The sequence below is a fragment of the Streptomyces glomeratus genome (genome assembly GCF_021462825.1).
GTDB classification, from domain to species: Bacteria; Actinomycetota; Actinomycetes; order Streptomycetales; family Streptomycetaceae; genus Streptomyces; species Streptomyces glomeratus.
Genome location: NZ_JAKEEB010000025.1, coordinates 45,828 through 70,655 on the forward strand (window position 1 = coordinate 45,828; position 24,828 = coordinate 70,655).

Annotated in this window: 21 protein-coding genes and 1 pseudogene; 14 read left to right on the forward strand and 8 right to left on the reverse strand. The window is 71.6% G+C overall.

Features of this window, described 5'->3' with window-relative positions:
* Nucleotides 1-255: 255 nt before the first annotated feature.
* Together LZ604_RS25000 and LZ604_RS25005 are read left to right on the forward strand one after the other, a co-directional pair.
* A complete protein-coding gene (locus LZ604_RS25000; RefSeq protein ID WP_234517710.1) occupies nt 256-507 on the forward strand; it encodes a WhiB family transcriptional regulator in 252 nt (83 codons plus the stop codon).
* Nucleotides 508-668: 161 nt separating this feature from the next.
* Nucleotides 669-884 carry a hypothetical protein gene (locus tag LZ604_RS25005; RefSeq protein WP_234517711.1) on the forward strand — a complete coding sequence of 72 codons (216 nt, stop codon included), beginning with the start codon at nt 669-671 and terminating at the stop codon, nt 882-884.
* Nucleotides 885-1,005: 121 nt separating this feature from the next.
* On the opposite strand, the gene LZ604_RS25010 is transcribed toward LZ604_RS25005, so the two are convergent.
* The 4 genes from LZ604_RS25010 to LZ604_RS25025 form a co-directional block, all read right to left on the reverse strand.
* Nucleotides 1,006-1,473 carry a hypothetical protein gene (locus LZ604_RS25010; RefSeq protein ID WP_234517712.1) on the reverse strand — a complete coding sequence of 156 codons (468 nt, stop codon included), beginning with the start codon at nt 1,471-1,473 and terminating at the stop codon, nt 1,006-1,008.
* Between the two features lie 189 nt (nt 1,474-1,662).
* Entirely contained in the window at nt 1,663-2,637 is a 975-nt protein-coding gene (locus LZ604_RS25015; RefSeq protein ID WP_234517713.1) for an acyl-ACP desaturase, read from the reverse strand.
* A gap of 228 nt (nt 2,638-2,865) precedes the next feature.
* Complete coding sequence (gene ddaH, locus LZ604_RS25020; protein ID WP_234517752.1) at nt 2,866-3,642, reverse strand: dimethylargininase; 777 nt, start codon at nt 3,640-3,642, stop codon at nt 2,866-2,868.
* Between the two features lie 1,615 nt (nt 3,643-5,257).
* Nucleotides 5,258-6,886 carry an ABC-F family ATP-binding cassette domain-containing protein gene (locus tag LZ604_RS25025; protein WP_234517714.1) on the reverse strand — a complete coding sequence of 543 codons (1,629 nt, stop codon included), beginning with the start codon at nt 6,884-6,886 and terminating at the stop codon, nt 5,258-5,260.
* Between the two features lie 373 nt (nt 6,887-7,259).
* Here LZ604_RS25025 and LZ604_RS25030 point away from each other — a divergent pair, with 373 nt between their 5' ends.
* Nucleotides 7,260-7,934: a GOLPH3/VPS74 family protein gene (locus LZ604_RS25030; RefSeq protein ID WP_234517715.1), complete on the forward strand. Its 675-nt coding sequence runs from the start codon at nt 7,260-7,262 to the stop codon at nt 7,932-7,934.
* A 76-nt stretch (nt 7,935-8,010) separates the two neighbouring features.
* Nucleotides 8,011-8,848, forward strand: a pseudogene (locus LZ604_RS36580) (isocitrate lyase/PEP mutase family protein).
* Between the two features lie 58 nt (nt 8,849-8,906).
* On the opposite strand, the gene ssgD reads toward LZ604_RS36580, so the two are convergent.
* A complete protein-coding gene (gene ssgD / locus LZ604_RS25040) occupies nt 8,907-9,323 on the reverse strand; it encodes a spore wall synthesis regulator SsgD (RefSeq protein WP_234517716.1) in 417 nt (138 codons plus the stop codon).
* Nucleotides 9,324-9,589: 266 nt separating this feature from the next.
* On the opposite strand from ssgD, the gene LZ604_RS25045 reads away from it, so the two are divergent.
* Genes LZ604_RS25045 through LZ604_RS25055 form a run of 3 tightly spaced genes read left to right on the forward strand, consistent with a single transcriptional unit; the run spans nt 9,590 to nt 11,843 of the window.
* The gene (locus LZ604_RS25045) at nt 9,590-10,666 is read left to right on the forward strand and encodes a WD40/YVTN/BNR-like repeat-containing protein (protein ID WP_234517717.1); all 1,077 of its coding nucleotides are present in this window, start codon (nt 9,590-9,592) and stop codon (nt 10,664-10,666) included.
* 60 nt (nt 10,667-10,726) lie between these two features.
* Nucleotides 10,727-11,050: a plasmid stabilization protein gene (locus LZ604_RS25050; protein ID WP_234517718.1), complete on the forward strand. Its 324-nt coding sequence runs from the start codon at nt 10,727-10,729 to the stop codon at nt 11,048-11,050.
* A gap of 34 nt (nt 11,051-11,084) precedes the next feature.
* Nucleotides 11,085-11,843: an endonuclease V gene (locus tag LZ604_RS25055; RefSeq protein WP_234517719.1), complete on the forward strand. Its 759-nt coding sequence runs from the start codon at nt 11,085-11,087 to the stop codon at nt 11,841-11,843.
* Here the strand turns inward: LZ604_RS25055 and LZ604_RS25060 are convergent.
* Nucleotides 11,815-12,990 carry a saccharopine dehydrogenase family protein gene (locus LZ604_RS25060; RefSeq protein ID WP_234517720.1) on the reverse strand — a complete coding sequence of 392 codons (1,176 nt, stop codon included), beginning with the start codon at nt 12,988-12,990 and terminating at the stop codon, nt 11,815-11,817. The two genes, LZ604_RS25055 and LZ604_RS25060, sit on opposite strands and share 29 nt — an antisense overlap.
* Before the next feature lie 182 nt (nt 12,991-13,172).
* Between LZ604_RS25060 and LZ604_RS25065 the strand changes: the two genes are divergently transcribed.
* Genes LZ604_RS25065 through LZ604_RS25075 form a run of 4 tightly spaced genes read left to right on the forward strand, consistent with a single transcriptional unit; the run spans nt 13,173 to nt 17,894 of the window.
* Entirely contained in the window at nt 13,173-14,306 is a 1,134-nt protein-coding gene (locus tag LZ604_RS25065) for a CaiB/BaiF CoA transferase family protein (protein ID WP_372482197.1), read from the forward strand.
* Nucleotides 14,307-14,329: 23 nt separating this feature from the next.
* Nucleotides 14,330-14,464 carry a hypothetical protein gene (locus LZ604_RS35805; RefSeq protein ID WP_267971799.1) on the forward strand — a complete coding sequence of 45 codons (135 nt, stop codon included), beginning with the start codon at nt 14,330-14,332 and terminating at the stop codon, nt 14,462-14,464.
* Nucleotides 14,461-15,675, forward strand: a complete 1,215-nt coding sequence (locus LZ604_RS25070) for an acetyl-CoA C-acetyltransferase (protein ID WP_234517722.1) — start codon at nt 14,461-14,463, stop codon at nt 15,673-15,675. Before LZ604_RS35805 ends, LZ604_RS25070 begins: the two co-directional genes overlap by 4 nt.
* A gap of 38 nt (nt 15,676-15,713) precedes the next feature.
* Complete coding sequence (locus LZ604_RS25075; protein ID WP_234517723.1) at nt 15,714-17,894, forward strand: 3-hydroxyacyl-CoA dehydrogenase NAD-binding domain-containing protein; 2,181 nt, start codon at nt 15,714-15,716, stop codon at nt 17,892-17,894.
* 36 nt (nt 17,895-17,930) lie between these two features.
* On the opposite strand, the gene LZ604_RS25080 is transcribed toward LZ604_RS25075, so the two are convergent.
* Nucleotides 17,931-18,644, reverse strand: a complete 714-nt coding sequence (locus LZ604_RS25080; protein ID WP_234517724.1) for a MerR family transcriptional regulator — start codon at nt 18,642-18,644, stop codon at nt 17,931-17,933.
* Nucleotides 18,645-18,897: 253 nt separating this feature from the next.
* Here LZ604_RS25080 and LZ604_RS25085 point away from each other — a divergent pair, with 253 nt between their 5' ends.
* Nucleotides 18,898-20,364, forward strand: coding sequence for an amino acid permease (locus LZ604_RS25085; RefSeq protein WP_234517725.1), 1,467 nt, complete (start codon nt 18,898-18,900; stop codon nt 20,362-20,364).
* 65 nt (nt 20,365-20,429) lie between these two features.
* On the opposite strand, the gene LZ604_RS25090 is transcribed toward LZ604_RS25085, so the two are convergent.
* Nucleotides 20,430-21,923: a M1 family metallopeptidase gene (locus LZ604_RS25090; protein WP_234517726.1), complete on the reverse strand. Its 1,494-nt coding sequence runs from the start codon at nt 21,921-21,923 to the stop codon at nt 20,430-20,432.
* Nucleotides 21,924-22,140: 217 nt separating this feature from the next.
* Here LZ604_RS25090 and LZ604_RS25095 point away from each other — a divergent pair, with 217 nt between their 5' ends.
* Together LZ604_RS25095 and LZ604_RS25100 are read left to right on the forward strand one after the other, a co-directional pair.
* Nucleotides 22,141-24,099, forward strand: a complete 1,959-nt coding sequence (locus tag LZ604_RS25095; RefSeq protein ID WP_234517727.1) for a Xaa-Pro dipeptidyl-peptidase — start codon at nt 22,141-22,143, stop codon at nt 24,097-24,099.
* 126 nt (nt 24,100-24,225) lie between these two features.
* Entirely contained in the window at nt 24,226-24,714 is a 489-nt protein-coding gene (locus tag LZ604_RS25100; protein ID WP_234517728.1) for a hypothetical protein, read from the forward strand.
* The last annotated feature ends 114 nt before the right edge of the window (nt 24,715-24,828 follow it).

Here is a 24,828-nt window from a genome sequence, read left to right on the forward strand (position 1 = left end):
CGAGTCTTCCACCGCCCACTGACGATCGCCGCCGGAATCACGGGTTTCCGTCCCTGTGACGGTCGGTGACCGGTAGAGTGGTCTGCGTGGTGGGCCTCCGTGGCCTTGGCGCCGCGCGCCGCCGTGCGCCGACGCGGGAGACCAGGCCACCATGGGGCCGTGCACGAGATGCCGTCCGAGCCGTGGGCCAGACCACGGGTGGGGCGTTGATCTCGCGTTGATCGGACGTTTTTCGCCGCGCGGCACGCTCTCGGCATGCACATCGAAGCGAGCACTGCGTCCGACATCGCCTGGCACGAGCAGGCGCTGTGCGCGCAGACGGGGCCCGATTTCTTCTTCCCGGAGCCGGGCAGTTCGGTGCGGGAGGCGAAGCGTATCTGCGGACTGTGTGCGATCCGATCCGCGTGTCTGGAGTACGCGCTCGCCCACGACGAGCGGTTCGGCGTCTGGGGCGGGCTGTCCGAGAAGGAACGGCTGCAACTGCGGCGCGGGCGGGAGAACGGATGAGAGGTCCCCCGGCCCGTCGTGGGATCCGGCCGGCCCGCCGAGCGGCGCGCCGATGCCTTGGGGGAACAGGGGGCGACGGCGACGCCCTCGTATACGAGCCCGGGTCGTGGTCCGCGGCCGGTCAGGATGCGCGTCCGGGCGCACGGGACGATGCTGGAGACATGTCCGGACGGGCTCCTGTCATCGTTCATCCGCCGTCGGGCACCGGCGGCCGACGGGTGACTGCGCGTGGGGAGAGCCTGGGGCTGGCGTTCTCCGACGAGGATGTGATCGAGTTCCTGGGCCGGGCGGGACTGCCCGACAGCGAGGACCTGCTCGACGATCCCGCATGGGTGAAGTGGCGAGGTGCGGAGGCGCACCACTACGAAGCCGCGTAGGACACCTCCGCACTGCGGGTCCGCGGTGCCGGACTCTGGCCGACGGGCCCGGCCATCGCACGGACCCGGGCCGATCCCAACGAAGCCCGCTAGTTCTCCACTCCGCCAGTCCTCTAGTCCTCTAGTCCTCGCTGACGGGTTCCAGTAAGGCCAGCGTCTCGCCGGCCTCGCGCAGTGCGAGCCGCAGTATGAGCGGCGAGTGCAGCGCCCCGCTTCCGCCGGGGGGAACGATCCATTCCAGCGGGCTCGCCGACCGGTCCGGCGGGGGAAGCGCGACCCATGACCCCGAGCTCGCATGACGGAGCCCCTCCCCGTACCAGCGGAAGTCCGGATCCGGTGGTACGAGGAAGCCCACCCGGTGTGCCGCCGAGTCCACCAGCGTCGGTCCGGGCGTGCGCACGGGGTCGTACCACAGGATGTCCAGGGTGAGCAGGCCGAGTTGGCGGGGGACGCTCACCAGGTCCCAGTGGCGTCCGGCCTCCACCAGCACCGTTCCGTCGCCCGGGTGCCAGGCCCGATTTCCCGCCTCGGGGCCCGGCGTGGCGGCGGCGAGCCACTCCACGTCGTGTGTCCACATCGCATTCATCATGAGCAGCTCCAGGGGCCACCCGGCCCGACCAGGCGTCATACGGGGACTGGACCGGGGAATGCCCGCGCGGGAACACCAACCGGCATATGCATGCTGATGGATGGCTCTCCGTGGCAAAAGGGTGGCGCGGCCTGGCGTTTACTGACGAAACGATACGGCGTTGTCCGGGCGGGCCCGGACAACGCCGCGCTAGGCTCCCGCGCGCGCCGCCATCCGGGCCTTGCGCGCCGCGAGCTTCTCGTCGAACTTCAGGGCTTCGGCGTCGAGTCCGTCGAGGAACAGGCCGAGTTCCTCCTGGGCCCGGCGGCCCTCGGGGCCGAGCCCGTCGATCTCCATGACCTTGAGGTGGCGAAGCACCGGCTGGATGACGTCGTCGTGGTGGATGCGCAGGTTGTACACCTCGCCGATCGCCATCTGCGCGGCGGCGCGCTCGAAGCCGGGGATACCGTGACCCGGCATGCGGAAGTTCACCACGACGTCCCGGACCGCCTCCATGGTGGGGTCGGGCGCGATCTCGAACGCGGCCTTCAGCAGGTTCCGGTAGAAGACCATGTGCAGGTTCTCGTCGGTCGCGATACGGGCGAGCATCCGGTCGCAGACCGGGTCGCCGGACTGGTGTCCGGTGTTGCGGTGCGAGATGCGGGTGGCCAGCTCCTGGAAGGCGACGTACGCGACGGAGTGCAGCATCGAGTGCCGGTTGTCCGACTCGAAGCCCTCGCTCATGTGCGCCATGCGGAACCGCTCCAGCTGGTCGGGGTCGACCGCGCGCGAGGCGAGCAGGTAGTCGCGCATCACGATGCCGTGCCGGCCCTCCTCGGCGGTCCAGCGGTGCACCCAGGTGCCCCAGGCCCCGTCACGGCCGAAGAGGCTGGCGATCTCGTGGTGGTAGCTGGGCAGGTTGTCCTCCGTCAGGAGGTTGACCACCAGCGCGATCCGGCCGATCTCGGTGACCTTGGACTGGTCCTTCTCCCAGGCCGTGCCGTCCTCGAAGAAGCCGGGGAAGTTGCGGCCGTCGCTCCAGGGCACGTACTCGTGCGGCATCCAGTCCTTGGCGACCTTCAGATGGCGGTTCAACTCCTTTTCGACCACTTCCTCCAGGGCGTAGAGCAGCCGGGCGTCGGTCCAGGCGGAGGGGCTGCCGAGGTGGGGAGAAGTGATCGTCACGGGAACTCCAGGGGGACGCTGAACAAACCGGCGAGCGGCGCGGGAACCTACGGGATCGTAGGCTACGAGGCCGTAGGTTACGAACCCGTAGGTTAAGCCCGCCGTAAGAACGGTTCACCGGCAGGGGTCTCATCAGGGGTCGCGCCGGGACGGCGGATGCCTCCGGGCAGGCCGAAGACCCCGTCGGCGCGGGGATCATGGGGTCGAAGGGGGAGGCCGCCGAGCCGGTCACTCGTACAGCTCGCGCAGGCGGACCGAGAGGCAGGTCACACACCCCTCGAGCTTCTCGAACTCGCTGATGTCCACCAGGACCGGTTCGTGCCCGAGGTCGGCGAGCAACTCGGCGGTCTTCGGGGCACTGGCCGCCATGAGCAGCTTCCCGCCGCCGAGCAGTACGACGTGCGAGCCCGACTCCTCGGGCACCGGCAGGAAGCGCGGGAACAGCGCCGGCTTGTCCACGAGCGGCACATGACCGATGACGGTTCCGTCGGGCAGCGCGGTGACCGACGACTTCAGGTGCAGCACCTTGGTGACCGGCACGGCGACCACCCGGGCGCCCAGCGGTTCGAACACCGCGCGCACCTGCTTGACCGCGGCGGTGTTGGTGCGGCCGCTGCGGCCCACGTAGATCGTGTCGTCGACCTTGAGGACGTCTCCTCCGTCGAGGGTGCCCGGCTCCCAGATCCAGTTCACCGAGCAGCCGAGCTGGGCCACGGCCTCCTCGACGCCCGCCGTCTCCCCGCGCCGGGACTCGGCGCCGGGCCGGGCGATCAGTGCGACGTTCTTGTACATCACCACCGCGTCCTCGACGAACACCGAGTCCGGGCAGTCGTCGGCGGGTTCCACCTCGACGGTCTCCCAGCCGTGTGTGCGGAGCGCCTCCGTGTACGCCTCCCACTGCTCGAGCGCGCGGTCGACGTCGACCTTCTCCCGCTGGATGTGCGTGACCAGTCCCTCCGCGAGGCGGGGGCTCGGTCGGCGGACGAGGGCCTTCTTGCTGGGCACGTGGAACTCCGTCTCGGTGATGATGTCGCCCGCCATCATGCAGGGCCGTTCCCCGGGGGACAAAGCCCCGGGCATGCGCCGCGGCACACGACGCCCCGCGCGTCTCTCGGCGGCACAGGGGGAGGGCCTGCGGCCCCCGCAGTGCCAGGGATACCCACGAGGACCGGTGCATTCCCCGGCGGGCCTTCAGGCTTACCAGGTCTTCGCGCCGCCTTCATGCTTTCGGGTGTTGTGAGGGGATGGCCGTGGCTTCCTGTGTCGCGAAGGGTGGTGCGAGAGGGCTTCCGCGGTCTGTCTCCGGTATCTCGCGGGGTCCGCCCGGACGGCCCAGGGCGTCGGCCGCCCGTGTTCCCCGGGCACCGGGGATCCCGGCCGCGTGGGCCACCGGGACGGAGCGCGTGACGCGTCTTCGGACCAACAGGGCCCGGCCCTACGGCGTGACGCCGGGAGCTACGGCGTGACTCCCGGGCCTCCGGCGTGACTCCCGGGCCTCCGGCGTGACTCCCGGGCCTCCGGCGTGACTCCCGGGCCTCCGGCGTGACTCCCGGGTCTCCGGCGTGGGGCCACGGGCCGCTGGACGGCTCCCGGACCACCCGGCGGCCCCGGACCTCCGGGCCCCGCCGGAATCCGAACCCTGCGTGGGACCGATCCCGGGCGGCCTCTTCACCCCCGGGCTTCCCGCGGTCTGTGGACCGTCGGTGGCGTAGGGGGCTTCTGAACCCCGGGGCGGCCCCTCGGCTCCGGGCACCTCCGAACCCCCGGGGGCGGCCCTGAGCTCCGCGCCTCACAGCCCGGGCGGCTCGGCTGGCGCCCCGGTGGCGTCCGGCGCCCGGGGGTCGCCGGACCCGGGCGGCTGCCGGGACCCCGGCGACCTCGGGTGCAGCACCGGACGCCGATCGCACGCGGCTTGGACGTCGGGTGGTCTCTGGACCCCAGGGAGGCTCTCAACCCCCGGTGGACCCCCGGCCCCGGCCAGGGGATTCCTCAGCGGGTCGCGGGGCGGGCTCGATGGGGCCGGTGGGAGCCGTGGGTGTCTTCTGGGCTCCCGACCGTCTCCGGTTCCGGGTGTCCTTGGCGCGCGGGGCCGTCTCCGGACTTGGGCGCCCCGGGCTCTCAGGGCGGGCCTGGATCCGGGGGCCCTGGCTGTCGGTGGCCTGGCACTCCGGGTCGGGCCGTGGCTCCCTCGCGCCTCCGCCGCTATCCGGCGGGGGGATTCCTCAGCGGATGGCGGGGCGGGCTCGATGGGGCCGGTGGGAGCCGTGGGTGTCTTCTGGGCTCCCGACCGTCTCCGGTTCCGGGTGTCCTTGGCGCGCGGGGCCGTCTCCGGACCTCGGCGGGATCCCAGGGCGGGCTCGGGTCCCTGGCCGTCGGTGGCCTGGCACCCCGGGTCGGGCCGTGGCCCTCTAGCGCCTCCGCCGCTATCCGCCGGCGGGGGGATTCCTCAGCGGGTCGCGGGGCGGGCTCGATCGGGCCGGTGGGAGCCGTCGGTGTCCCCTGGGCTCCCAACCGCCTCCGGCCCGGTGACACCGGATCCCAGGGCGGGCCCGGATCTGCGGGGTCTCGGCCGCCGGCGACCTCGCACCCCCGGTCGGCCCGGTCCCCTCGTGCCCCGCCGCTACTCCGGGCGCCCCACCGTCTCCGGTGTGGTCTCCCTGAGTTCGCCGTCGAGGAGCAGCCAGCGCGTGATGCCGATCGACTCCAGGAACGGCAGGTCGTGCCCGGCCACGATGAGCGCCCCTTCGTACGACTCCAGGGCCGTGGTGAGTTGCCTTACGCTCGCCATGTCGAGGTTGTTGGTCGGCTCGTCCAGCATCAGCAGCTGCGGTGCCGGCTCGGCGAGCATCAGCGCGGCCAGGGCGGCACGGAAGCGCTCGCCGCCCGACAGAGTCCCGGCCGGCTGGTCGGCCCGCGCGCCGCGGAACAGGAAGCGGGCCAGCCGCGCCCGGATCCGGTTGTCAGTGGCGCCCGGCGCGAACCGGGCCACGTTCTCCGCGACCGTCAGCCCGTCGTCGAGGACGTCCAGCCGCTGCGGCAGGAACCGCAGTGGCACATGCGCACTCACCTCCCCCGCCACCGGCTCGAGTTCCCCGGCGATCGTCCGCAGCAGGGTGGTCTTCCCCGCGCCGTTGCGCCCGATCAGCGCGATCCGCTCGGGACCGTGCAGGTCGAGGCTGCCCGCCACCTGTGCGCCGTACGGCGGTTCCAGGTCCCTGAGGGTCAGCACGGACCGCCCTGGAGGGACCGCCGTGTACGGCAGGTCGATACGGATCTCGTCGTCGTCCCGTACCGCACCGGCCGCCTCGTCGAGCCGCTCCCTGGCCTCGGCGAGTCTCTCCTCGTGCATGATGCGGTGCTTGCCCGCGGACTCCTGAGCCGCCCGTTTGCGCGCCCCCATGACGATCTTCGGTTCGCGTTTGCTGTCCCACATCTTCTGGCCGTACCGCCTGCGGCGGGCCAGCTTGACCTGGGCGTCGGCCAGTTCCCGCTTCTGCTTGCGCAAGTCCGCCTCGGCGACGCGCACCATGCGCTCCGCCGCCTCCTGTTCGACGACCAGTGCCTCCTCGTAGGCGGAGAACGTGCCGCCGAACCAGAAGACCTCTCCGGAGCGCAGGTCTGCGATCTGGTCCACCAGGTCGAGGAGTTCACGGTCGTGGCTGACCACGACCATCACCCCGGACCACGCCTCGACCGCCGCGTACAGCCGTCGCCGTGCGTACAGGTCGAGGTTGTTGGTGGGCTCGTCCAGCAGGAGCACCTCGGGGCGGCGCAGCAGCAGCGCGGCAAGCCGCAGCAGGACGGACTCGCCGCCGGAGACCTCCCCGATGGTGCGGTCCAGGCCGATGTGGCCGAGGCCGAGCTCGCCGAGCATCGCCTCGGCGCGCTCCTCCACGTCCCAGTCGTCGCCGACCGCCGTGAAGTGTTCCTCCGCCACCTCGCCCCTCTCGATGGCGTGCAGCGCGGCGCGCGTCGCGGCGATACCGAGCGCCTCGTCCACCCGCAACCCGGTGTCCAGGGTGACGTTCTGCGGCAGGTAACCGACCTCTCCGGCGACGCGCACGGTGCCGCCCGACGGGACGAGTTCACCGGCGATCAGCTTCAACAGGGTGGACTTTCCCGCGCCGTTGACGCCGACGAGCCCGGTCCTGCCGGAGGCGAACGTGAGCTGAAGGTCGTCGCAGACCGCGGTGCCGTCGGGCCAGGAGAAGGACAGGGACGTGCAGGTGATGGCAGGGATGTGTGACATACGGGCCTCGCTGGCGTTCGGAGTGGGTAAGGCAACGCGCGTGAGACACCGCAGGGGCGACGGCCCGCGGACACGGAAAGGGCCCCGCACCGGAGGACGGCTCGTACGCCAAGGTCGCACGCGACGCACACAGACGCGGACAGCGCTGTGTGACGCGGTGTCTCAGGACCTCAGACGAGCAACGTCCCTCTCCTATCGACGGCAACAGGACCGTGGTCCACAGTAGGAACGGGCCCGGGGGGAGTCAACGCAATTAACGCCGGCCCCCGGACAGCCGTATTCCCGTCCGGACCGGGCACACGTATGCGGACCGAACCCGACTCGTACACCGCGCGCGCATCCCCCAGCCCACAGCCCTCCCCGAGGAGGCCCCGTGCCCGACAGCTTCCCCTCGCTGCCCGCCCGGCTGTATCTGCTGGCCTGGGACACCACCCGGCGCATGCCAGGCCGCGACATCCGGCTCGACCATCTGGTGCGGGCGGGCGCGCTGGTCGAGCTGGCGGGGCGCGGACTGCTGATCGACGTCGCCGGCACGGCCACCCCGCGTGATCTCGACGCCCACAGCGGCGATCCCGTACTCGACGGGCTTCTCGAACTCGTCAGGGAGTCCTGGCCCCGCGCCTGGGAGTCCTGGGTGACGCGGTACGCCGGTGTCACCCTCGACGCCGTCCGTGCTCAACTCGCCGCCGCCGGCGTGCTGCGCGCCGGCGGCAGGAGGGTGCTCGGGCTCTTCGGGTCCGTGGAGTACGAGCTGGAGCGGGCGCAGACGGTGGAGACGCTGCAACGGCAGGTGCGGCGGACGCTCACGGGCCCGGTGCCCGTCGACGAGGTGCCGGAGCAGGACGCGGCCCTCGCCGCCCTGACCGCCGCGGCCGGACTGCATACCGTGGTGAGTCCCGCCGACGGTGACCGGCACCGGGAGCGCATCGAGGCGCTGACCGAGCGCGGCAGCGGAGCAGTTCCGGCGCTGGAGACGGTCGTCCGCGGGGTGCGCACGACCGTGTCCGGGCCGGGCGCCGCCGCGACACCCACCCGTGCCCGCGGCTGACATCCCGAAGGCGTACGCGCACATACCCGTCGGATTCCCGCCGCCGAGTGCCCCCGGCGGCTGGTCGGCTCGATCCATGACCGACGACATCCTCCCGCGCGCGCAGGCCCTCGCCTACCGCGCCCTGCACACTCCCGGCCGGCCCCTGGTCCTGCCGAACGCCTGGGACGTCGTCAGCGCACGACTCGGCGAACAGGCGGGCGCGGTGGCCGTCGCCACCACCAGCGCCGGTCCCGCCTGGGAACTGGGTACCGCCGACGGCGACCGGCTCTCCCGCGACGACGCCCTCGCGGCCCTCGCGCGCATCGCGGGCGCGGTGGCCGTACCCGTGAGCGCGGACCTCGAGACCGGTTACGCGGACGACGCGGCGGGCGTCGCCGATACCGTCAGGGCCGTGCTCGCGGCGGGCGCCGTCGGCGTGGACGTCGAGGACGGCCTGCACGGCGCGGGCGCCCCGCTGCGTCCGGTCGGTCGCGGAACAGGCGGCGCGCATCGCGGCGGCGCGCGAGGCCGCCGACGAGGCCGGAGTGCCGCTGTTCGTCAACGCGCGCGTCGACACCCGTCTGAGGGGCACGGGCGGACTGGGGGAGACCCTGAAGCGGGCCGCGGCCTTCCTCGCCGCGGGAGCGGACGGCGTCTTCGTGCCCGGGGTCGTCGACCCGGTGACCGTGAAGGTGCTCGCCGAGGGGGCCGAGGGGCCGCTGAACGTGATGGTCGGGCCCGGCGCGCCCCCGGTTGCCGAACTCGCCGCACTCGGCGTCGCCCGGGTCAGTGCCGGGCCGGGCATCGCGCAGGCCGCCAACGGACTGGTCCACCGCGCCGCAAGGGAGCTGCCGGACGCGGGAACCTATGAGACCTGGACCGGCGGACTTGGCTGCGGAGAGCTGAACGGGTGCACGGACAGGGGCCGTTGATGCCCATCACGGTGGCCGGGGCGCCCTGGACCTCAGCGTCCATGCCGACGTGGCGAGTTCAGCACGCGTCCCGCATCAGCTCCGCCAGATCGTGGTCCAGGTCCACCTGGAGGTGCTCGAGACCGACCGGCACCAGCTCCGTGGTCCGCTGCAGGAAGCGCCGGACCTCGCGCGAGTGGACGTGCACCACGGCGGTGCCCTCGGGCGCGTGGAACTCCAGGACGGTGCGGTCGTAGCCGTAGGGCCGCACGCGGACGTCGCCCTGTCCCTCGGGGCTCTCCAGACCGGCCGTGAGGAGTTCGCGGGCGAAGGTCCAGCAGACCTCGACGCCCTCCAGGGTGGCGGGGGCCGGGAAGGTCATGCGGACGGCGAACGGATCGCGCCGGTCGTAGTGGAGCATGGCCGGAATGCTCGGCATCCGCGGCGCGGCGGCGACGAGACGGGCCTCCACGGGCTGCTCGATGAGGGTGGACAACGCCTTGCTCCCTTGTGACGGCTGGACGGACTTGAGGGGATGGGCCGGGCACCTGAAGAGACGATGGAATCGGCCAATCCGTGCACATGAACGGCGAGTGACCTGTGTCACCGGGACCATGCCCCGAGGCGGACGGTGTGGATCGTTTTCCGTCCCGCGGTCTTGGGGGACAACGGAGAGGACACCGGGCGCGGATGGACGGTTCCCGGGCGGGGCCGTCTGGACGGCACCGGGGGAGTGGGCTAGCTTCGCGCGCCATGACGGGCATGGGGAACGGGAGACGTACGGGCCGGACGGTGGCCGTGGGAGTGTGCGCGGCGGTTCTCGCCGCCCTGTCGGCGGCACCCGTGCAGGCGCACGGGGCGCAACGGCCGGTGCCGCATTGGCAGTTAAAGGACACAGGTACGGACGTCCGCTTCCGGGGGCTGTCGGCGGTCAGCCGGGACACCGCCTGGCTGGCCGGGTCCAAGGGCACCGTGCTGCGCACCACGGACGGCGGCGCCCACTGGCGGGACGTCTCCCCGCCGGGCGGCGCCGATCCGGAGTTCCGTGACATCGAGGCGTTCGACGCCCGGCATGCAGTGGTTCTGGCCATCGGCGAGGGGGAGGCATCCCGTCTGCTCCGCACCGAGGACGGCGGCCGGAGCTGGACCGAGGCGTTCCGCAACCCCGATGCCAAGGCCTTCTACGACTGCCTCACCTTCTTCGACCGGCGCCACGGCCTCGCCGTGAGCGACCCGGTCGACGGCAGGTTCCGCCTGCTGTCCACCCGCGACGGCGGCCGCTCCTGGACGGTCCTGCCCGGCGCCGGGATGCCCGCCGCCCAGGACGGCGAGGCCGCCTTCGCGGCCAGTGGCCAGTGCCTGGTGGCCTCGGGGCCGCGCGACGTGTGGCTCGCCACGGGCGGCGGCGCGCACACGCGCGTGCTGCACTCCGCGGACCGGGGAGCGACCTGGTCGACCGCCGGAACACCGGTACCGGCGGGCGATCCGGCCCGCGGCGTCTTCGCGCTCGCCTTCCGCGACCGCACGCACGGTCTGGCGGTGGGCGGCGACTACCGCGCCGGCCAGCCGTCCCCGCGGTCCGCCGCGGTGAGCCGGGACGGCGGCCGCACCTGGGCGCCCGCCGCCGAGCCCCCGCCTGCCTACCGCTCCGGTGTCACCTGGCTCCCGCGCAGCCGCACGGCCGCGCTCGCCGTCGGCCCGACCGGCACCGATCTCACCACGGACGGCGGCCGCACCTGGAGGACCGTCGACACGGGCTCCTACGACACCGTGAACTGCGCTCCCGACCGGGGCTGCTGGGCCTCCGGCGAAAAGGGGCGGGTGGCTCGCCTGGAGTGACGCTGATCCCGGTGAAAAGGGGTACCCGGATGTATCGGCACCGAGAGGAAGTGACCGGTCATGCCACGCGGCTCCAGTCCCAAGCGGGAACGTCAGTACGAGCACATCAAGGACAGCGCGCTGGACCGGGGGGAGAGCCCGCAGCGCGCCAAGGAGATCGCGGCCCGCACCGTGAACAAGGAACGCGCCCGTTCCGGCGAGTCCAGGACCGCCGGCCGCACGTCCACCCAGGACATGTCATCGGGCAAGCGGGGCGGACAGCGCTCGGGGCAGGGCTCCCGGGGGCCGACGTACGACCAGCTGTACGAGGAGGCCAGGCGGCGCAACATCCGGGGCCGCTCGGACATGAACAAGAGCGAGCTGCAGCGCGCTCTGGGCAAGTGACACCGTGCCGCGGGGCCGTACGCTCGACACCACCATGACGAACGTACGCATTCCCGCGGGCTGGCCCGTGACCGAAGAGGAAGCCCGGGCCGTGCAGGAGGAGTTGCGCGGCCGGGTGGTCGTGGACGAGCCGGGACCCCCGCCCGGGACCGGCCGTGTGACGGGGGTCGACGTCGCCTACGACGACAAGCTCGGTGTGGTGGCGGCGGCGGCCGTCGTGCTGGACGCGGCCACGCTCGCCGTGGTCGCCGAGGCCACCGCCGTCGGCGAGGTCTCCTTCCCCTATGTGCCCGGTCTGCTCGCCTTCCGCGAGGTGCCCACCGTCCTGGCCGCCCTGGACGCCCTCGACCGCGATCCCGGTCTGGTCGTGTGCGACGGCTACGGCCTCGCCCACCCGCGCCGCTTCGGGCTGGCGAGCCACCTCGGCGTCCTGACCGGGCTGCCGACGATCGGCGTGGCCAAGAACCCCTTCACCTTCACCTACCAGGAGCCCGGCATTCCGCGCGGCAGCGCAAGCCCCCTCCTCGCCGGCACGGAGGTGGTCGGCCGAGCCGTACGCACCAAGGCGGGCGTCAAACCGGTGTTCGTCTCGGTGGGACATCGCGTCGGCCTCGACAACGCCTGCGCCCACACCCTCGCGCTCGCACCCGAGCACCGCCTCCCGGAGTCCACGCGGCGCGCGGACGCGCTGTGCCGTCGCGCCCTGAAGGAGGCGGTGGACCGCACGGGCGCGCACCCCACGGGTGACCGAGAAGGCACGCTCCCTACCGTCGCGCCGCCACCCGGAAGGTGATGCGCGCGGTGCGAAGACGGCCGATGAGGGCGTTGCCCATCGCCTCAGCCGTCGTCACCTGCCCGGATGTGCGCGGCAGGTCGTCGAAGGCGAGGGACAGGGCCGACTCGGCGAACATCTTCGCCGTCTCGTCGTAGCCCGGATCGCCGCCCGCGACCTCCGTGAAGACGCGCCGCCCGCCGCCCTCGCCCACGAACCGCACCGTGAACCAGCTCCTGGCCCGCTGCTCGGGACCCGGCCCGTCCCCGGGCCTGAGCCGCCCCGACAGCCACCGCCGTGCGGGCGGCAGCTGGGCGGCCGTGAACAGCGCACCCGCGGCCATCACCCCGCCCACCGCGAAGGGCAGGGTCTCGACGGCCGCGTAGTGGCGGTAGCGGAAGTCGGGCCCGTAGCGCTGCAGCACCCGCGCCGACCGGCGTACCACCCGGGCGTCGATGGTGGGCAGCGGCAGCGCCCAGGCGCCGACCTCCTTCGCGAACCGCGGCGCGCCGAGCGGAGCATGGGCCCGCCGCCCCGGCAGGCGCGGCTCGTGCCGTGCGCGGTCCCGGGCCGCCCCCAGCAGCTGGCGCCCGCGCGCCATCTGGCCGAGCGCCGAGGCGAACGTGCCGCCGGAGAACATCCCCTCCGCACGGACGTATCCGTCGACCCGCAGCGGCACCCCCTCGGGGAGCTGCTGCACGGTGAAGTACACCCCCAGGTCGTGCGGAACGGAGTCGAACCCGCACGAGTGCACGAGTCGCGCCCCCGTCTCCCGCGCGCGTGCGTCGTGCCGCACGTAGACGAGGTCGACGAACTCTGCCTCGCCGGAGAGGTCGAGATAGTCGGTGCCCGCGTCGGCGCAGGCGGCCACCAGTTCCTCGCCGTACCGCAGATAGGGCCCGACCGTGGTGGCGAGGACGCGCGTGCTGCGGGCGAGTTCACGCAGCGATTCCGGGTCCGCGGCGTCCGCCCTCAGCACACCGGGGGCGGTGGCCCCGGCCAGCTGCTCCCGCAGTCGCTCCAGCCGCTCGGCGCTGCGGCCCGCCAGGGCCCAGCGCAGTCCCTCGGGCGCGTGCGCCGCGAGATACCGCGCGGTGAGCGCACCCACGAAACCCGTCGCCCCGAAGAGCACGATGTCGTACGCGCGCTCCGTCCTCAGCCTGCCCATGACACCTCTCCGCCCGCGCCGTTGCCGGTGGCTGAGGCTAGCGTGAGAGCGGCGCCGCCGGATGTTCCGTGTCCCGATCTTGACTAAGCGCTTGCTCGTTCTCCTCTTGCCGGAACTGGAACACGTTCTTAACATCGGTGGTGTCACATCGGTGATGTCACATGGCTGGGGGCCTGATGGCAATGGCAAAGTCGCCGGGGCAGGGCCCCCTCACAGGCGTGCGTGTCGTCGAGCTGGCGGGCATCGGCCCCGGCCCGTTCGCCGCCATGCTCCTCGCCGACCTCGGCGCGGACGTCGTACGGGTCGAGCGGCCGAACGGCGCGGGTCTCGCGATCGATCCCGAGTTCGACGTCACCAACCGCAACAAGCGTTCGGTGACCGTCGACCTGAAGGCCGAGGACGGCCCCGAACGCGTCCTCGACCTGGTCGAACGCGCCGACATCCTCATCGAGGGCTACCGCCCGGGCGTGGCCGAACGCCTGGGCGTCGGCCCCGTGACCTGCCACGCCCGCAACCCGAGGCTCGTCTACGGCCGGATGACCGGCTGGGGCCAGGAGGGCCCGCTGGCCCCACGTGCCGGGCACGACATCGCCTACATCGCGGTCACCGGCACCCTCGGTCTCATCGGCGCCCCGGACGCGCCGCCGGCCATCCCCGCCAACCTCGTCGGCGACTACGCGGGCGGCTCGCTCTACCTGGTCGTAGGCGTCCTGGCCGCCCTTCACCACGCCCGGGCGACGGGCACCGGGCAGGTCGTGGACGCGGCGATCGTCGACGGCGCCGCACACCTGGCCTCGATGATCCACGGCATGCTCGCGTCCGGTGGCTGGCAGGACCGCCGCGGCGTCAACCTCCTCGACGGCGGCTGCCCCTTCTACGGCACCTACGAGACGGCCGACGGCCGGTACATGGCGGTGGGAGCCCTCGAGCAGCAGTTCTACGAGGAGTTCGTGGACCTGCTCGGCATCGGGGAGCTGGCACCGGCCCGCAAGGACGTCACCCGCTGGGGCGAACTGCGGGAGGCCGTCGCCGCCCGTTTCAAGACGCGCACCCGCGACGAGTGGACCGCCCTCTTCGAGGGCTCCGACGCGTGCGTGGCCCCCGTCCTCTCGCTCCGCGAGGCCCCGGCGCACCCCCACCTGGCCGCGCGCGGCACCTTCACCGACCATGGCGGCATTACCCAGCCGGCACCCGCACCCCGCTTCTCGGTCACCCATACGGCGGTACACGGCGGACCGGCACAGCCCGGCGCCGACACCGCGCAGGTCGCACGCGACTGGGAGGTCCCCCGACTTGTGGAGGACCGCGACGGATGACGTCCTCACGCTGTCATGGCTCCATGACCGACCACCGTTGCGCCGGGGCCTTCACCAACGGCCGCATCCCGACCATCCACCACGGGACCACCGGGATCATGAGCAAGATCTCCGGTCGTTCCCCGCTCGGCCGACCCTTCCGAAAGGCTTACCAGTGAGCACCGAAGCGTATGTGTACGACGCGATCCGCACCCCGCGCGGGCGCGGCAAGGCCAACGGCGCCCTGCACGGCACCAAGCCCATCGACCTGGTGACCGGACTCATCCACGAGGTCCGGCGGCGCTTCCCGGACCTCGACCCGGCGGCGATCGACGACATCGTGCTGGGTGTCGTCGGCCCGGTCGGCGACCAGGGCTCCGACATCGCCCGTATCGCCGCGATCGCCGCGGGACTGCCCGACAGCGTGGCCGGAGTCCAGGAGAACCGCTTCTGTGCCTCCGGGCTCGAGGCCGTCAACCTGGCCGCCGCGAAGATCCGCTCGGGCTGGGAGGACCTGGTGCTCGCGGGCGGCGTCGAGTCGATGTCGCGGGTGCCGATGGCCTCCGACGGCGGCGCCTGGTTCGCCGACCCGATGACCAACATGGCGACCAACTTCGTGCCGCAGGGCATCGGCGCCGACCTCATCGCCACCATCGAGGGCTTCTCCCGGCGGGACGTCGACGAATACGCGGCGCTGTCCCAGGAGCGCGCCGCGACCGCCTGGAAGGAGGGCCGCTTCGAGAAGTCCGTGGTCCCCGTGATGGACCGCAGCGGACTCGTCGTCCTCGATCACGACGAGCACATGCGGCCCGGCACCACCGCCGACTCCCTCGCGAAGCTCAAGCCGTCGTTCGCGGACATCGGCGAGCTGGGCGGATTCGACGCGGTGGCGCTCCAGAAGTACCACTGGGTCGAGCAGATCGACCACGTGCACCACGCGGGCAACTCCTCCGGCATCGTGGACGGCGCGGCGCTCGTCGCCATCGGCTCGAAGGAGGTCGGCGAGCGGTACGGGCTGCGGCCGCGGGCCCGGATCGTCTCCGCGGCGGTGTCCGGCTCGGAGCCGACGATCATGCTGACCGGTCCCGCGCCCGCCGCGCGCAAGGCGCTCGCCAAGGCGGGCCTGACGATCGACGACATCGACCTGGTCGAGATCAACGAGGCGTTCGCCGCGGTCGTACTGCGCTTCGCGAGGGACATGGGACTGTCCCTCGACAAGGTCAACGTCAACGGCGGCGCCATCGCGCTGGGTCACCCGCTGGGCGCGACCGGCGCGATGATCCTGGGCACGCTGGTGGACGAACTGGAACGGCAGGACAAGCGGTACGGGCTGGCCACGCTGTGCGTGGGCGGCGGCATGGGCATCGCCACCGTCGTCGAGCGCGTCTGACCCCCAACGGATCGAACGGATCTTACGGAGCACCCCTGATGAGCACTGAGTCCACCACCATCCGCTGGGAGCAGGACGACACCGGCGTCGTCACTCTCGTCCTCGACGACCCCAACCAGTCCGCGAACACCATGAACCAGGCGTTCAAGGAGTCCATCGCGGCGGTCGCCGAGCGCGCCGAGACCGAGAAGGACTCCATCCGCGGAATCATCTACACCTCCGCCAAGAAGACCTTCTTCGCGGGCGGGGACCTCAAGGACATGATCAAGGCCGGTCCCGAGGACGCCCAGCAGGTCTTCGAGACCGGTATGGCGATCAAGAACTCCCTGCGCCGTATCGAGACCCTCGGCAAGCCGGTCGTCGCGGCCATCAACGGCGCGGCTCTGGGGGGCGGCTACGAGATCGCGCTCGCCTCCCACCACCGCATCGCCCTGGACGCCCCCGGCTCCAAGATCGGCCTGCCCGAGGTCACCCTCGGCCTGCTCCCCGCGGGCGGCGGAGTCACCCGCACCGTACGGCTGATGGGCATCGCCGACGCCCTGCTGAAGGTGCTGCTCCAGGGCACCCAGTACACGCCGCGGCGCGCCCTGGACAACGGTCTCGTCCACGAGGTGGCCGCCACCCGCGAGGAGATGCTGGCCAAGGCCCGCGCGTTCATCGACGCCAACCCCGAGGCGCAGCAGCCCTGGGACAAGCCGGGCTACAAGATCCCGGGCGGGACGCCGTCCAACCCGAAGTTCGCCGCCAGCCTGCCCGCCTTCCCGGCCAACCTGAGGAAGCAGCTGAACGGCGCCCCCTACCCGGCCCCGCGCAACATCCTCGCGGCGGCCGTCGAGGGCTCCCAGGTCGACTTCGAGACCGCCCTGACCATCGAGGCGCGCTACTTCACCGAGCTGGTCACCGGGCAGACCGCGAAGAACATGATCCAGGCGTTCTTCTTCGACCTCCAGGCCGTCAACTCCGGTGCGAACCGCCCGAGGGACATCGAGCCCCGCCAGGTCCGCAAGGTCGCCGTCCTCGGCGCCGGGATGATGGGCGCGGGCATCGCGTACTCCTGCGCCCGCGCCGGCATCGAGGTCGTCCTCAAGGACGTGTCCCTGGAAGCGGCCGTCAAGGGCAAGGGCTACTCCGAGAAGCTCTGCGCGAAGGCGGTCGCCAAGGGGCGTACGACGCAGGAGAAGGCGGATGCGCTGCTCGCCCGTATCACCCCCACCGCCGAGGCCGGAGACCTCGCGGGCTGCGACGCCGTGATCGAGGCCGTGTTCGAGGACCCGGCGCTCAAGCACAAGGTGTTCCAGGAGATCGAGAACGTCGTCGAGCCCGACGCCCTGCTGTGCTCCAACACCTCCACCCTGCCGATCACGGTGCTCGCCGAGGGTGTGGAGCGGCAGTCCGACTTCATCGGCCTGCACTTCTTCTCACCCGTCGACAAGATGCCGCTCGTCGAGATCATCAAGGGCAAGCGCACCCGTGACGAGGCGCTGGCGCGCGCCTTCGACCTGGTCCGGCAGATCAACAAGACGCCGATCGTCGTCAACGACTCGCGCGGCTTCTTCACCTCCAGGGTCATCGGCCACTTCATCAACGAGGGCGTCGCCATGGTCGGAGAGGGCATCGAGCCCGCCTCCGTCGAGCAGGCGGCCGCGCAGGCGGGCTACCCGGCCAAGGTGCTGTCCCTGATGGACGAGCTGACGCTCACCCTGCCGCGCAAGATCCGGAACGAGTCGAAGCGGGCCGTCGAGGAGGCGGGCGGCACCTGGGCTCCGCACCCCGCCGAGGCCGTCATCGACCGCATGGTCGACGAGTTCGGGCGGACCGGCCGCGGCGGCGGCGCCGGCTTCTACGAGTACGGCGAGGACGGCAGGCGCGGCCGGCTGTGGCCGGGCCTGCGGGAGCACTTCACCAAGCCGGGCCACACGATCCCCTTCGAGGACATGCAGGAGCGCATGCTGTTCTCCGAGGCGCTGGACACCGTCCGGCTCCTGGAGGAAGGGGTGCTGACGTCCGTCGCCGACGCCAACATCGGCTCGCTCTTCGGGATCGGCTTCCCGGGCTGGACCGGCGGTGTGCTCCAGTACATCAACGGCTACGAAGGGGGCCCGTCCGGCTTCGTGGCCCGCGCCCGGGAGCTGGCCGAGCGCTACGGCGAGCGGTTCACGCCGCCCGCGCTGCTGGTGGAGAAGGCGGAGAAGGGGGAACGGTTCACCGACGCGCGCTGAGTCCCGGGAGTCCTGAGCCGACGGGCCACCCCCCGCTCAGGACTCCCCCGGGGGCTCCCCGTCCGTGAGCCACCCCCGCAGCTCCTCCTTCAGGGAGCGCTGGAACGTGGTGAGCAGGGCCTGCACCACGAGCGGCTGCATATGGGCCGAGAGCGACTTCACCTCCGTGGAGTCGCGCTCGGCCACCGCGTCGCGCAGCAGCCGCGACAGCTCGCGCGCCGCCGTACGCGAGTGCTCGATCAGGACGCCACGGGCGGCGAGGACCGTGTCGAGGCCGAGCGGCACATCGAGCAGCTCGACGCCGAGCCGCAGCAGGCCCGGATCCACGCGGTACGCGCCTTCGTGCGGCACGGCCACGCTCATCGCCGCCAGTCGCTCCAGCTCCTCCTCGCCGAGCGGGCGCCCCGCCCTCCGCTCAAGCTCCTCGTGCGTCATCGTCCGGACCGTGTCCGGCGCCCAGGACGCCACGACCGCTCGATGGATGGCGAGGTCCCGCGCGCTCAGATCCGCAGGCAGCTGCCGCAGGTGCCGCTCGATCGCCGCCAGGGTCATGCCCTGGCCCTGCAACTCCTCGATCAGTGCCAGCCGGGCCAGGTGCGCCTGCCCGTAGTGGCCCACCCGCCGGGGCCCGATCACAGGCGGCGGAAGCAGGCCCCTGGCGCTGTAGAAGCGGACGGTGCGGACCGTGACGCCCGCACGTGCGGCCAGCTCGTCGACGGTGAGCGTCGGCTCCTCGGTCTCGGTCGTCATGTACAGCAGTATCGCTGTCCCACCACCACTGTGACACCGGACCGGACTCGGCACGGCTACGTGACGAGGAGGCGACGGGAGTGTGGCGATCATGTGAGAAGTGCCGCGATGTGACGTGTGCCATCGCATGCGTCGTGAGCCGCGGGGGAGGGTTGGGCCTTGGTCTGTGCCGCGTCAGGGGTGGCCGGGCCCAGCCCCGTACGGACACCCGCGCGCCATCCCTGCGCGGGCGCACCAGAGAGTAGATCCACTCGTGAGCAAGGACGCCGTGCACACGGCCACGGTTGCATCCCGCCCTCAGGCGGCCCGCACGCCCGCGGACGCGGGCGACGCCGGTTACAGCAAGGACCTCAAAGCCCGCCACGTCAACATGATCGCGATCGGCGGAGCGATCGGTACCGGTCTCTTCCTCGGTGCCGGTGGCCGTCTGCACAACGCGGGGCCCGCTCTCGCGCTGGCCTATCTGGTCTGTGGCGTCTTCGCCTTCTTCGTCGTCCGTGCCCTCGGTGAACTGGTGCTGTACCGGCCGTCCTCCGGGTCCTTCGTGTCGTACGCGCGCGAGTTCCTCGGCGAGAAGGGCGCCTACGTCGCCGGCTGGATGTACTTCCTCAACTGGTCGACGACCGGCATCGCCGACATCACCGCCATCGCGCTCTACACCCACTACTGGAGCTTCTTCACCTCCATCCCGCAGTGGGTGCTCGCCCTGATCGCCCTCGCGGTCGTCCTGGCCGTGAACCTGATCTCGGTGAAGATCTTCGGCGAGATGGAGTTCTGGTTCGCGATCATCAAGGTCGCCACCCTGGTGGCCTTCATGTTCGTCGGTATCTTCCTGCTGGCCACGCAGCACAAGGTCGGGGGCGAGACGCCGGGTCTGAACGTGATCAACGACCACGGCGGCGTCTTCCCGCACGGGCTCATGCCCGTGGTTCTCGTGATGCAGGGCGTGATCTTCGCCTACGCGGCGCTCGAGCTGGTCGGTGTCGCCGCGGGTGAGACCGCCGAGCCGGAGAAGGTCGTCCCGCGCGCGGTGAACTCGATCATGTGGCGGGTCGGTCTCTTCTACGTCGGTTCGGTGGTCCTGCTCGCGCTGCTGCTGCCGGGCTCGGTGTACTCCGCGGACCAGAGCCCCTTCGTCACCGTGCTGTCGAAGATCGGCGTCCAGGGCGCCGGCGACGTGATGAACCTGGTCGTCCTGACCGCCGCGATGTCCTCGCTGAACTCCGGCCTCTACTCCACCGGCCGCATCCTGCGCTCCATGGCCATGGCGGGTTCGGCGCCCCGGTTCACGGCGCGGATGAACCGCAGCCAGGTCCCCTACGGCGGCATCCTGCTCACCTGCGCGGTCTGCGTGCTCGGCGTCGGCCTGAACTACCTCATGCCGGGCCAGGCGTTCGAGATCGTGCTGAACGTGGCGTCCCTCGGCATCATCAGCACCTGGGTGATCATCATGGTCTGCCACCTGATCTTCGTCCGCCGCGCCAAGGCGGGACTGGTCACCCGGCCGTCCTTCCGCCTGCCCGGCAGCCCCGTGACGGAGATCGTGACCGTGGCCTTCCTGCTGGCCGTGCTCGGCCTGATGTGGAACGACCCCGAGGTCGGCCGTAAGACGCTGCTCCTCATCCCGGTGATCGCGGCACTGCTCGTCGGCGGCTGGTTCGCACTGCGCCGCAGGATCGCGGCGGCCGAGGACAAGGAGCTGAGCGAGCTGACGCAGTAGCGGCTCGCTGCACGCCGGACGGTGGCCCCGGGGCACACGCCCCGGGGCCACCGCACATCGGTGACTCAGTGTCCGTGCACGTCGTTCGTCGCCGCGATCTTCGTCCAGGACCTCGGCCGGGCCGGGGCGGCCGACGCCCTCGCGACGGCCGCGGTCCGGGCCGCGGACGCCGCGGGCTTCGACGGCTGGAACAGCCAGGTGCCGAAGAGCGAGGCGAGCGGCTTGCCCGACACCTTCTCCGCGTAGGCCTGGAAGTCGGAGACCGACGCGTTGCCGTAGGCGTGCTCCTTCGGCCAGCCCTTCAGGATGGCGAAGAACGCCTCGTCCCCGACCTCGTTGCGCAGTGCCTGGACGGCCAGCGCGCCACGGTCGTAGACCGCGGTGTCGAACTGGTTGTCAGGGCCCGGGTCACCGGGCCTGACCGTCCAGAACGCGTCGTCGGCCGGGTGCGAGGCGTACACGTAGTCCGCCAGTTCCTGGGCCGTGCCCTCGCCCTCGTGCTCCGACCACAGCCACTGCGCGTACCGCGCGAAGCCCTCGTTGATCCAGATGTCCTTCCAGCCCTTGAGCGACACGTCGTCGCCGTACCACTGGTGCGCCAGCTCGTGCACGACGACGGACGTGTTCGAGCCGTTCGCGAACTGTTTCGGGCTGTAGTAGATCCGGGTCTGCGTCTCCAGGGCGTACCCGGTGGTGGTGTTCGGCACGTATCCGCCGACCGAGTCGAACGGATACGGACCGAAGTAGCCGGTCAGCCAGTCGACGAGCTCCCCGGTCCGCTCCACGCTCGCCCGCGCCGCCCCGTCGTTGTCGCCCAGGTCCTTGCTGTACGCGTTGACCACCGGGACGCCGGCCGACGTCGTCCCGGTGGTGATGTCGAACTTCCCGATCGCGAGCGTGGTCAGGTAGGTCGCCTGCGGCTTGCCGGAACGCCAGTTGTAGCGGGTCCAGCCGAGCTTCGAACTCGTCGACTGAAGCCTGCCGTTGGAGATGGCCTGGGTGCCGTCCGGCACGGCCACCGACACGTCGTACGTCGCTTTGTCGAGCGGGTGGTCGTTGCTCGGGAACCACCACCACGCCGCCTCGGGCTCATCGGCCGCGATCGCGCCGTCCGGGGTGCGGTGCCAGGTGGTGAAGCCGTACGCGCTCTTCGTGGACGGAACCCCGCTGTAACGGACCACGACCGTGACCGGTGTGTCCTTCGGCAGCGGGGTGGCCGGGGTGACCACCAGTTCGTGCTGGCCGGAGGTGGCGAAGGTCGCCTTCGCGCCGTTCACGCGCACCTCGCTGACGTCGAGCAGGAAGTCCAGGTCGAACCGGGAAAGGTCCCGCGTCGTCCTCGCGAGGATCGTCGCCGTGCCCTCCAGCTCGTCCGACTGCGGCTGGTACTTCAGCCGCAGGTCGTAGTGGGAGACGTCGTATCCGCCGTTGCCGTAGTACGGGTAATAGGGGTCGCCGATCCCCGGAGCGCCGGGCTGGTAGTCGGCCGCCGATGCCGGGATCGCCAGCAACAGGGAGGCCGCCGCGAGTGCGCCCGGTGCGATGAGTCTGCGGTGCACAAGAGCTCCAAGTCGTAGGGGCACGAGATCTGTTCGGACCCTATTCAGTCCCTGTGTGCCCGAGCATGTCCATGGCACCGTCCGTCACACGATCGCCATCCGGCCGTCATGACCGAAGTCGTCCCACCGCGCAATCCCGGCCATCCGGTGCCGATCGTCCCACGACACGTCAGCTTGCCTCTTTTTCAAGGGAGTTGACCCCTGTACCGTCCCGCGCATGCCGAAACGCATGCGCTTCACGATCTGGAGACCGCTCGCGACGGCGGCCACCGCCGCCCTGCTGGCCGCCTTCCTCACCCCCGCGGCCGCCCACGGCGCGCCACGGGAGAGCCGGCCCGTCTACTCGTACGACCACGCCATCCGCGAGTCCGTCTGGGTGGACACCGGCCTCGACGGCGACGGCGACGGGAAGACCGACCGGGTCGCCGCCGACATCGTGCGCCCGCGTGAACCCGCCGCGCAGGGCCGCCGAATACCCGTGATCATGGACGCCAGCCCGTACTACTCCTGCTGCGGGCGGGGCAACGAGAGCCAGCTGAAGACCTACGACGCGAGCGGCCACGTGGTGCAGATGCCGCTCTTCTACGACAACTACTTCGTGCCGCGAGGCTATGCCTTCGTCGGTGTCGACCTGGCCGGAACCAATCGCTCCGACGGCTGTGTGGACGTCGGCGGCCGCTCCGACATCCAATCGGCCAAGGCCGTCATCGACTGGCTGAACGGCCGGGCCAAGGGCTACACCACCCGCACCGGGCAGGTACGCGCCAGGGCCACCTGGACCAACGGACGCACCGGCATGATCGGCAAGAGCTGGGACGGCACCATCGCCAACGGTGTCGCCGCCACCGGCGTCAAGGGCCTGAGGACCATCGTGCCGATCAGCGCCATCTCCTCCTGGTACGACTACTACTTCGCCAAGGGCGCGCCCCTGTACGGCTCGGGCCCCGACTGGCTCTCCGGCTACGTCGACAGCCCCGGCGCCCGCGCCAAGTGCGCCGCCGTGCAGAACAAGCTCGTCGCCGGGGCGCCACGCACCGGTGACTGGACCCCGCTGTGGACCGAGCGCGACTATGTGAAGGACGCGAGCAAGGTCCGCGCCAGCGTCTTCCTCGTCCACGGCATGCAGGACCTCAACGTCCGCACCAAGCACTTCGGCCAGTGGTGGAACGCGCTCGCGAAGCACGGCGTGCAGCGCAAGATCTGGCTCTCGGGGACCGGCCACGTCGACCCCTTCGACTTCCGTCGCGCCCCTTGGGTGGACACGCTGCACCGCTGGTTCGACCACGAACTCCTGGGCTACGACAACGGCATCGACCGCGAGCCCATGGCCGACATCGAACGCCACCCCGACCAGTGGGTCACCTCCGGGGTCTGGCCGCCCCAGGGCACCGCGACGACCACACTGCGGCCGGCCAGGGGCACCCAGGCCGGCGTCGGCACCCTCCGGCTGCGCACCGGCGGCACGGGAACCGAGACCTTCACCGACGATCCGCGGCTGAGCGAGACCGACTGGGCGGCCCACGTCGACGAGTCCACCGCGGGCAAGGCCGGATTCATCACCCCGCCCCTGTCGCGGGATCTACGGGTGTCCGGCTCCTCCACGGTGACCGTCACCGTCACCCCGTCCACCTCCACGGCCCATCTGTCCGCCGTGCTGGTCGACCTCGGTCCGGACACCATCCGCGACTACGCCGACTCCGGCGAGGGCATCACCACCCTTCCCGGCCGCACCTGCTGGGGCGCGAGCACGGCCGGCGACAGCGCCTGCTTCAAGGCCACCGAGGCCAAGAAGACCGACGTCGCCTCCACCGTGTTCAGCCGCGGCTGGGCCGATCTCGGCAACTACGCCTCGGACCGCGAGGGTGTCCCGCTCACCCCGGGCACGGCGTACACGATCACCCTCGACCTCGCAGCGACCGACCACGTCGTTCCGAGGGGCCACCGGCTCGCGCTCATCGTCGCCGGCACCGACAAGGACCTCATCGATCCTCCGCCGAGCACGCCCACGCTGACCGTCGACCTGTCCCGTACGGCGGCCCATGTGCCCCTCGTGGGAGGCGCGGCCGCCTTCGCGCACGCCCTCGCCGGCTCCCCGGCGGCCGTGTCCGCGCGCACCACGCCGCACGGTGTGCGGACGCCGCACACCGTCCGGCGTGTGCCGGGCGACGGCCGGTGACGACACCGCCGTCGCCGGCCTGACCGTGCGTGGGGCGGCCGGAACCACCGGCCCGGCCGCCCCGCGCGCCGACGCAAATGCCGTGTGCCGTGCTCACATCACCGTCCGTGTGGGAATCCTCACCGTATGTCTGCCGAGTACGCGACCTTCGGCCTGGCACCGGCGATATGTGCCGGTGGTTTCCTGCCGGACGGTGACCGCCAGGTCCACCGGGACTTCGTCGACTTCGTCATTGACGGGCGCCCGCTGCTGTTCCGGCTCTCCGACGTGGACGCCGTCTCCCCGCTGGCCTCCGACATACCACCCGCGATCCTCACCCCGCAGGTGCGGGGCCTGCTGCTGGAGACCGGCGCTTCGCTGGAGGGCGGCCGTCGCATCATCTACGCCTGTCCCGAGTGCCAGGACCTGGCCTGCGGGGCCGTCACGGCGGTCATCGAGAAGGACGGCGACGACTTCGTCTGGCGCGACCTCGCCTGGCAGACCGACCGGCGGGTGGACCTGGAACGGAACGGCTACCACGGGATAGGGCCTTTCCGTTTCCGCGGGGACGAGTACCGTGGCGCACTGGGTGCGCTGCCGGACGGCGGCCCGAGCAGAGGCGCGGGGTCCTGCTGATGGGTGCTCGCGTCGCCGGCTCGGCCGGCCGCCGTGCGCCATCGGCATCGGCGCGGAGATCGCGCAGCACGCCGCCGACGTCTCCCCGAAGAGCTGTGCACCTACGGCGCGGTC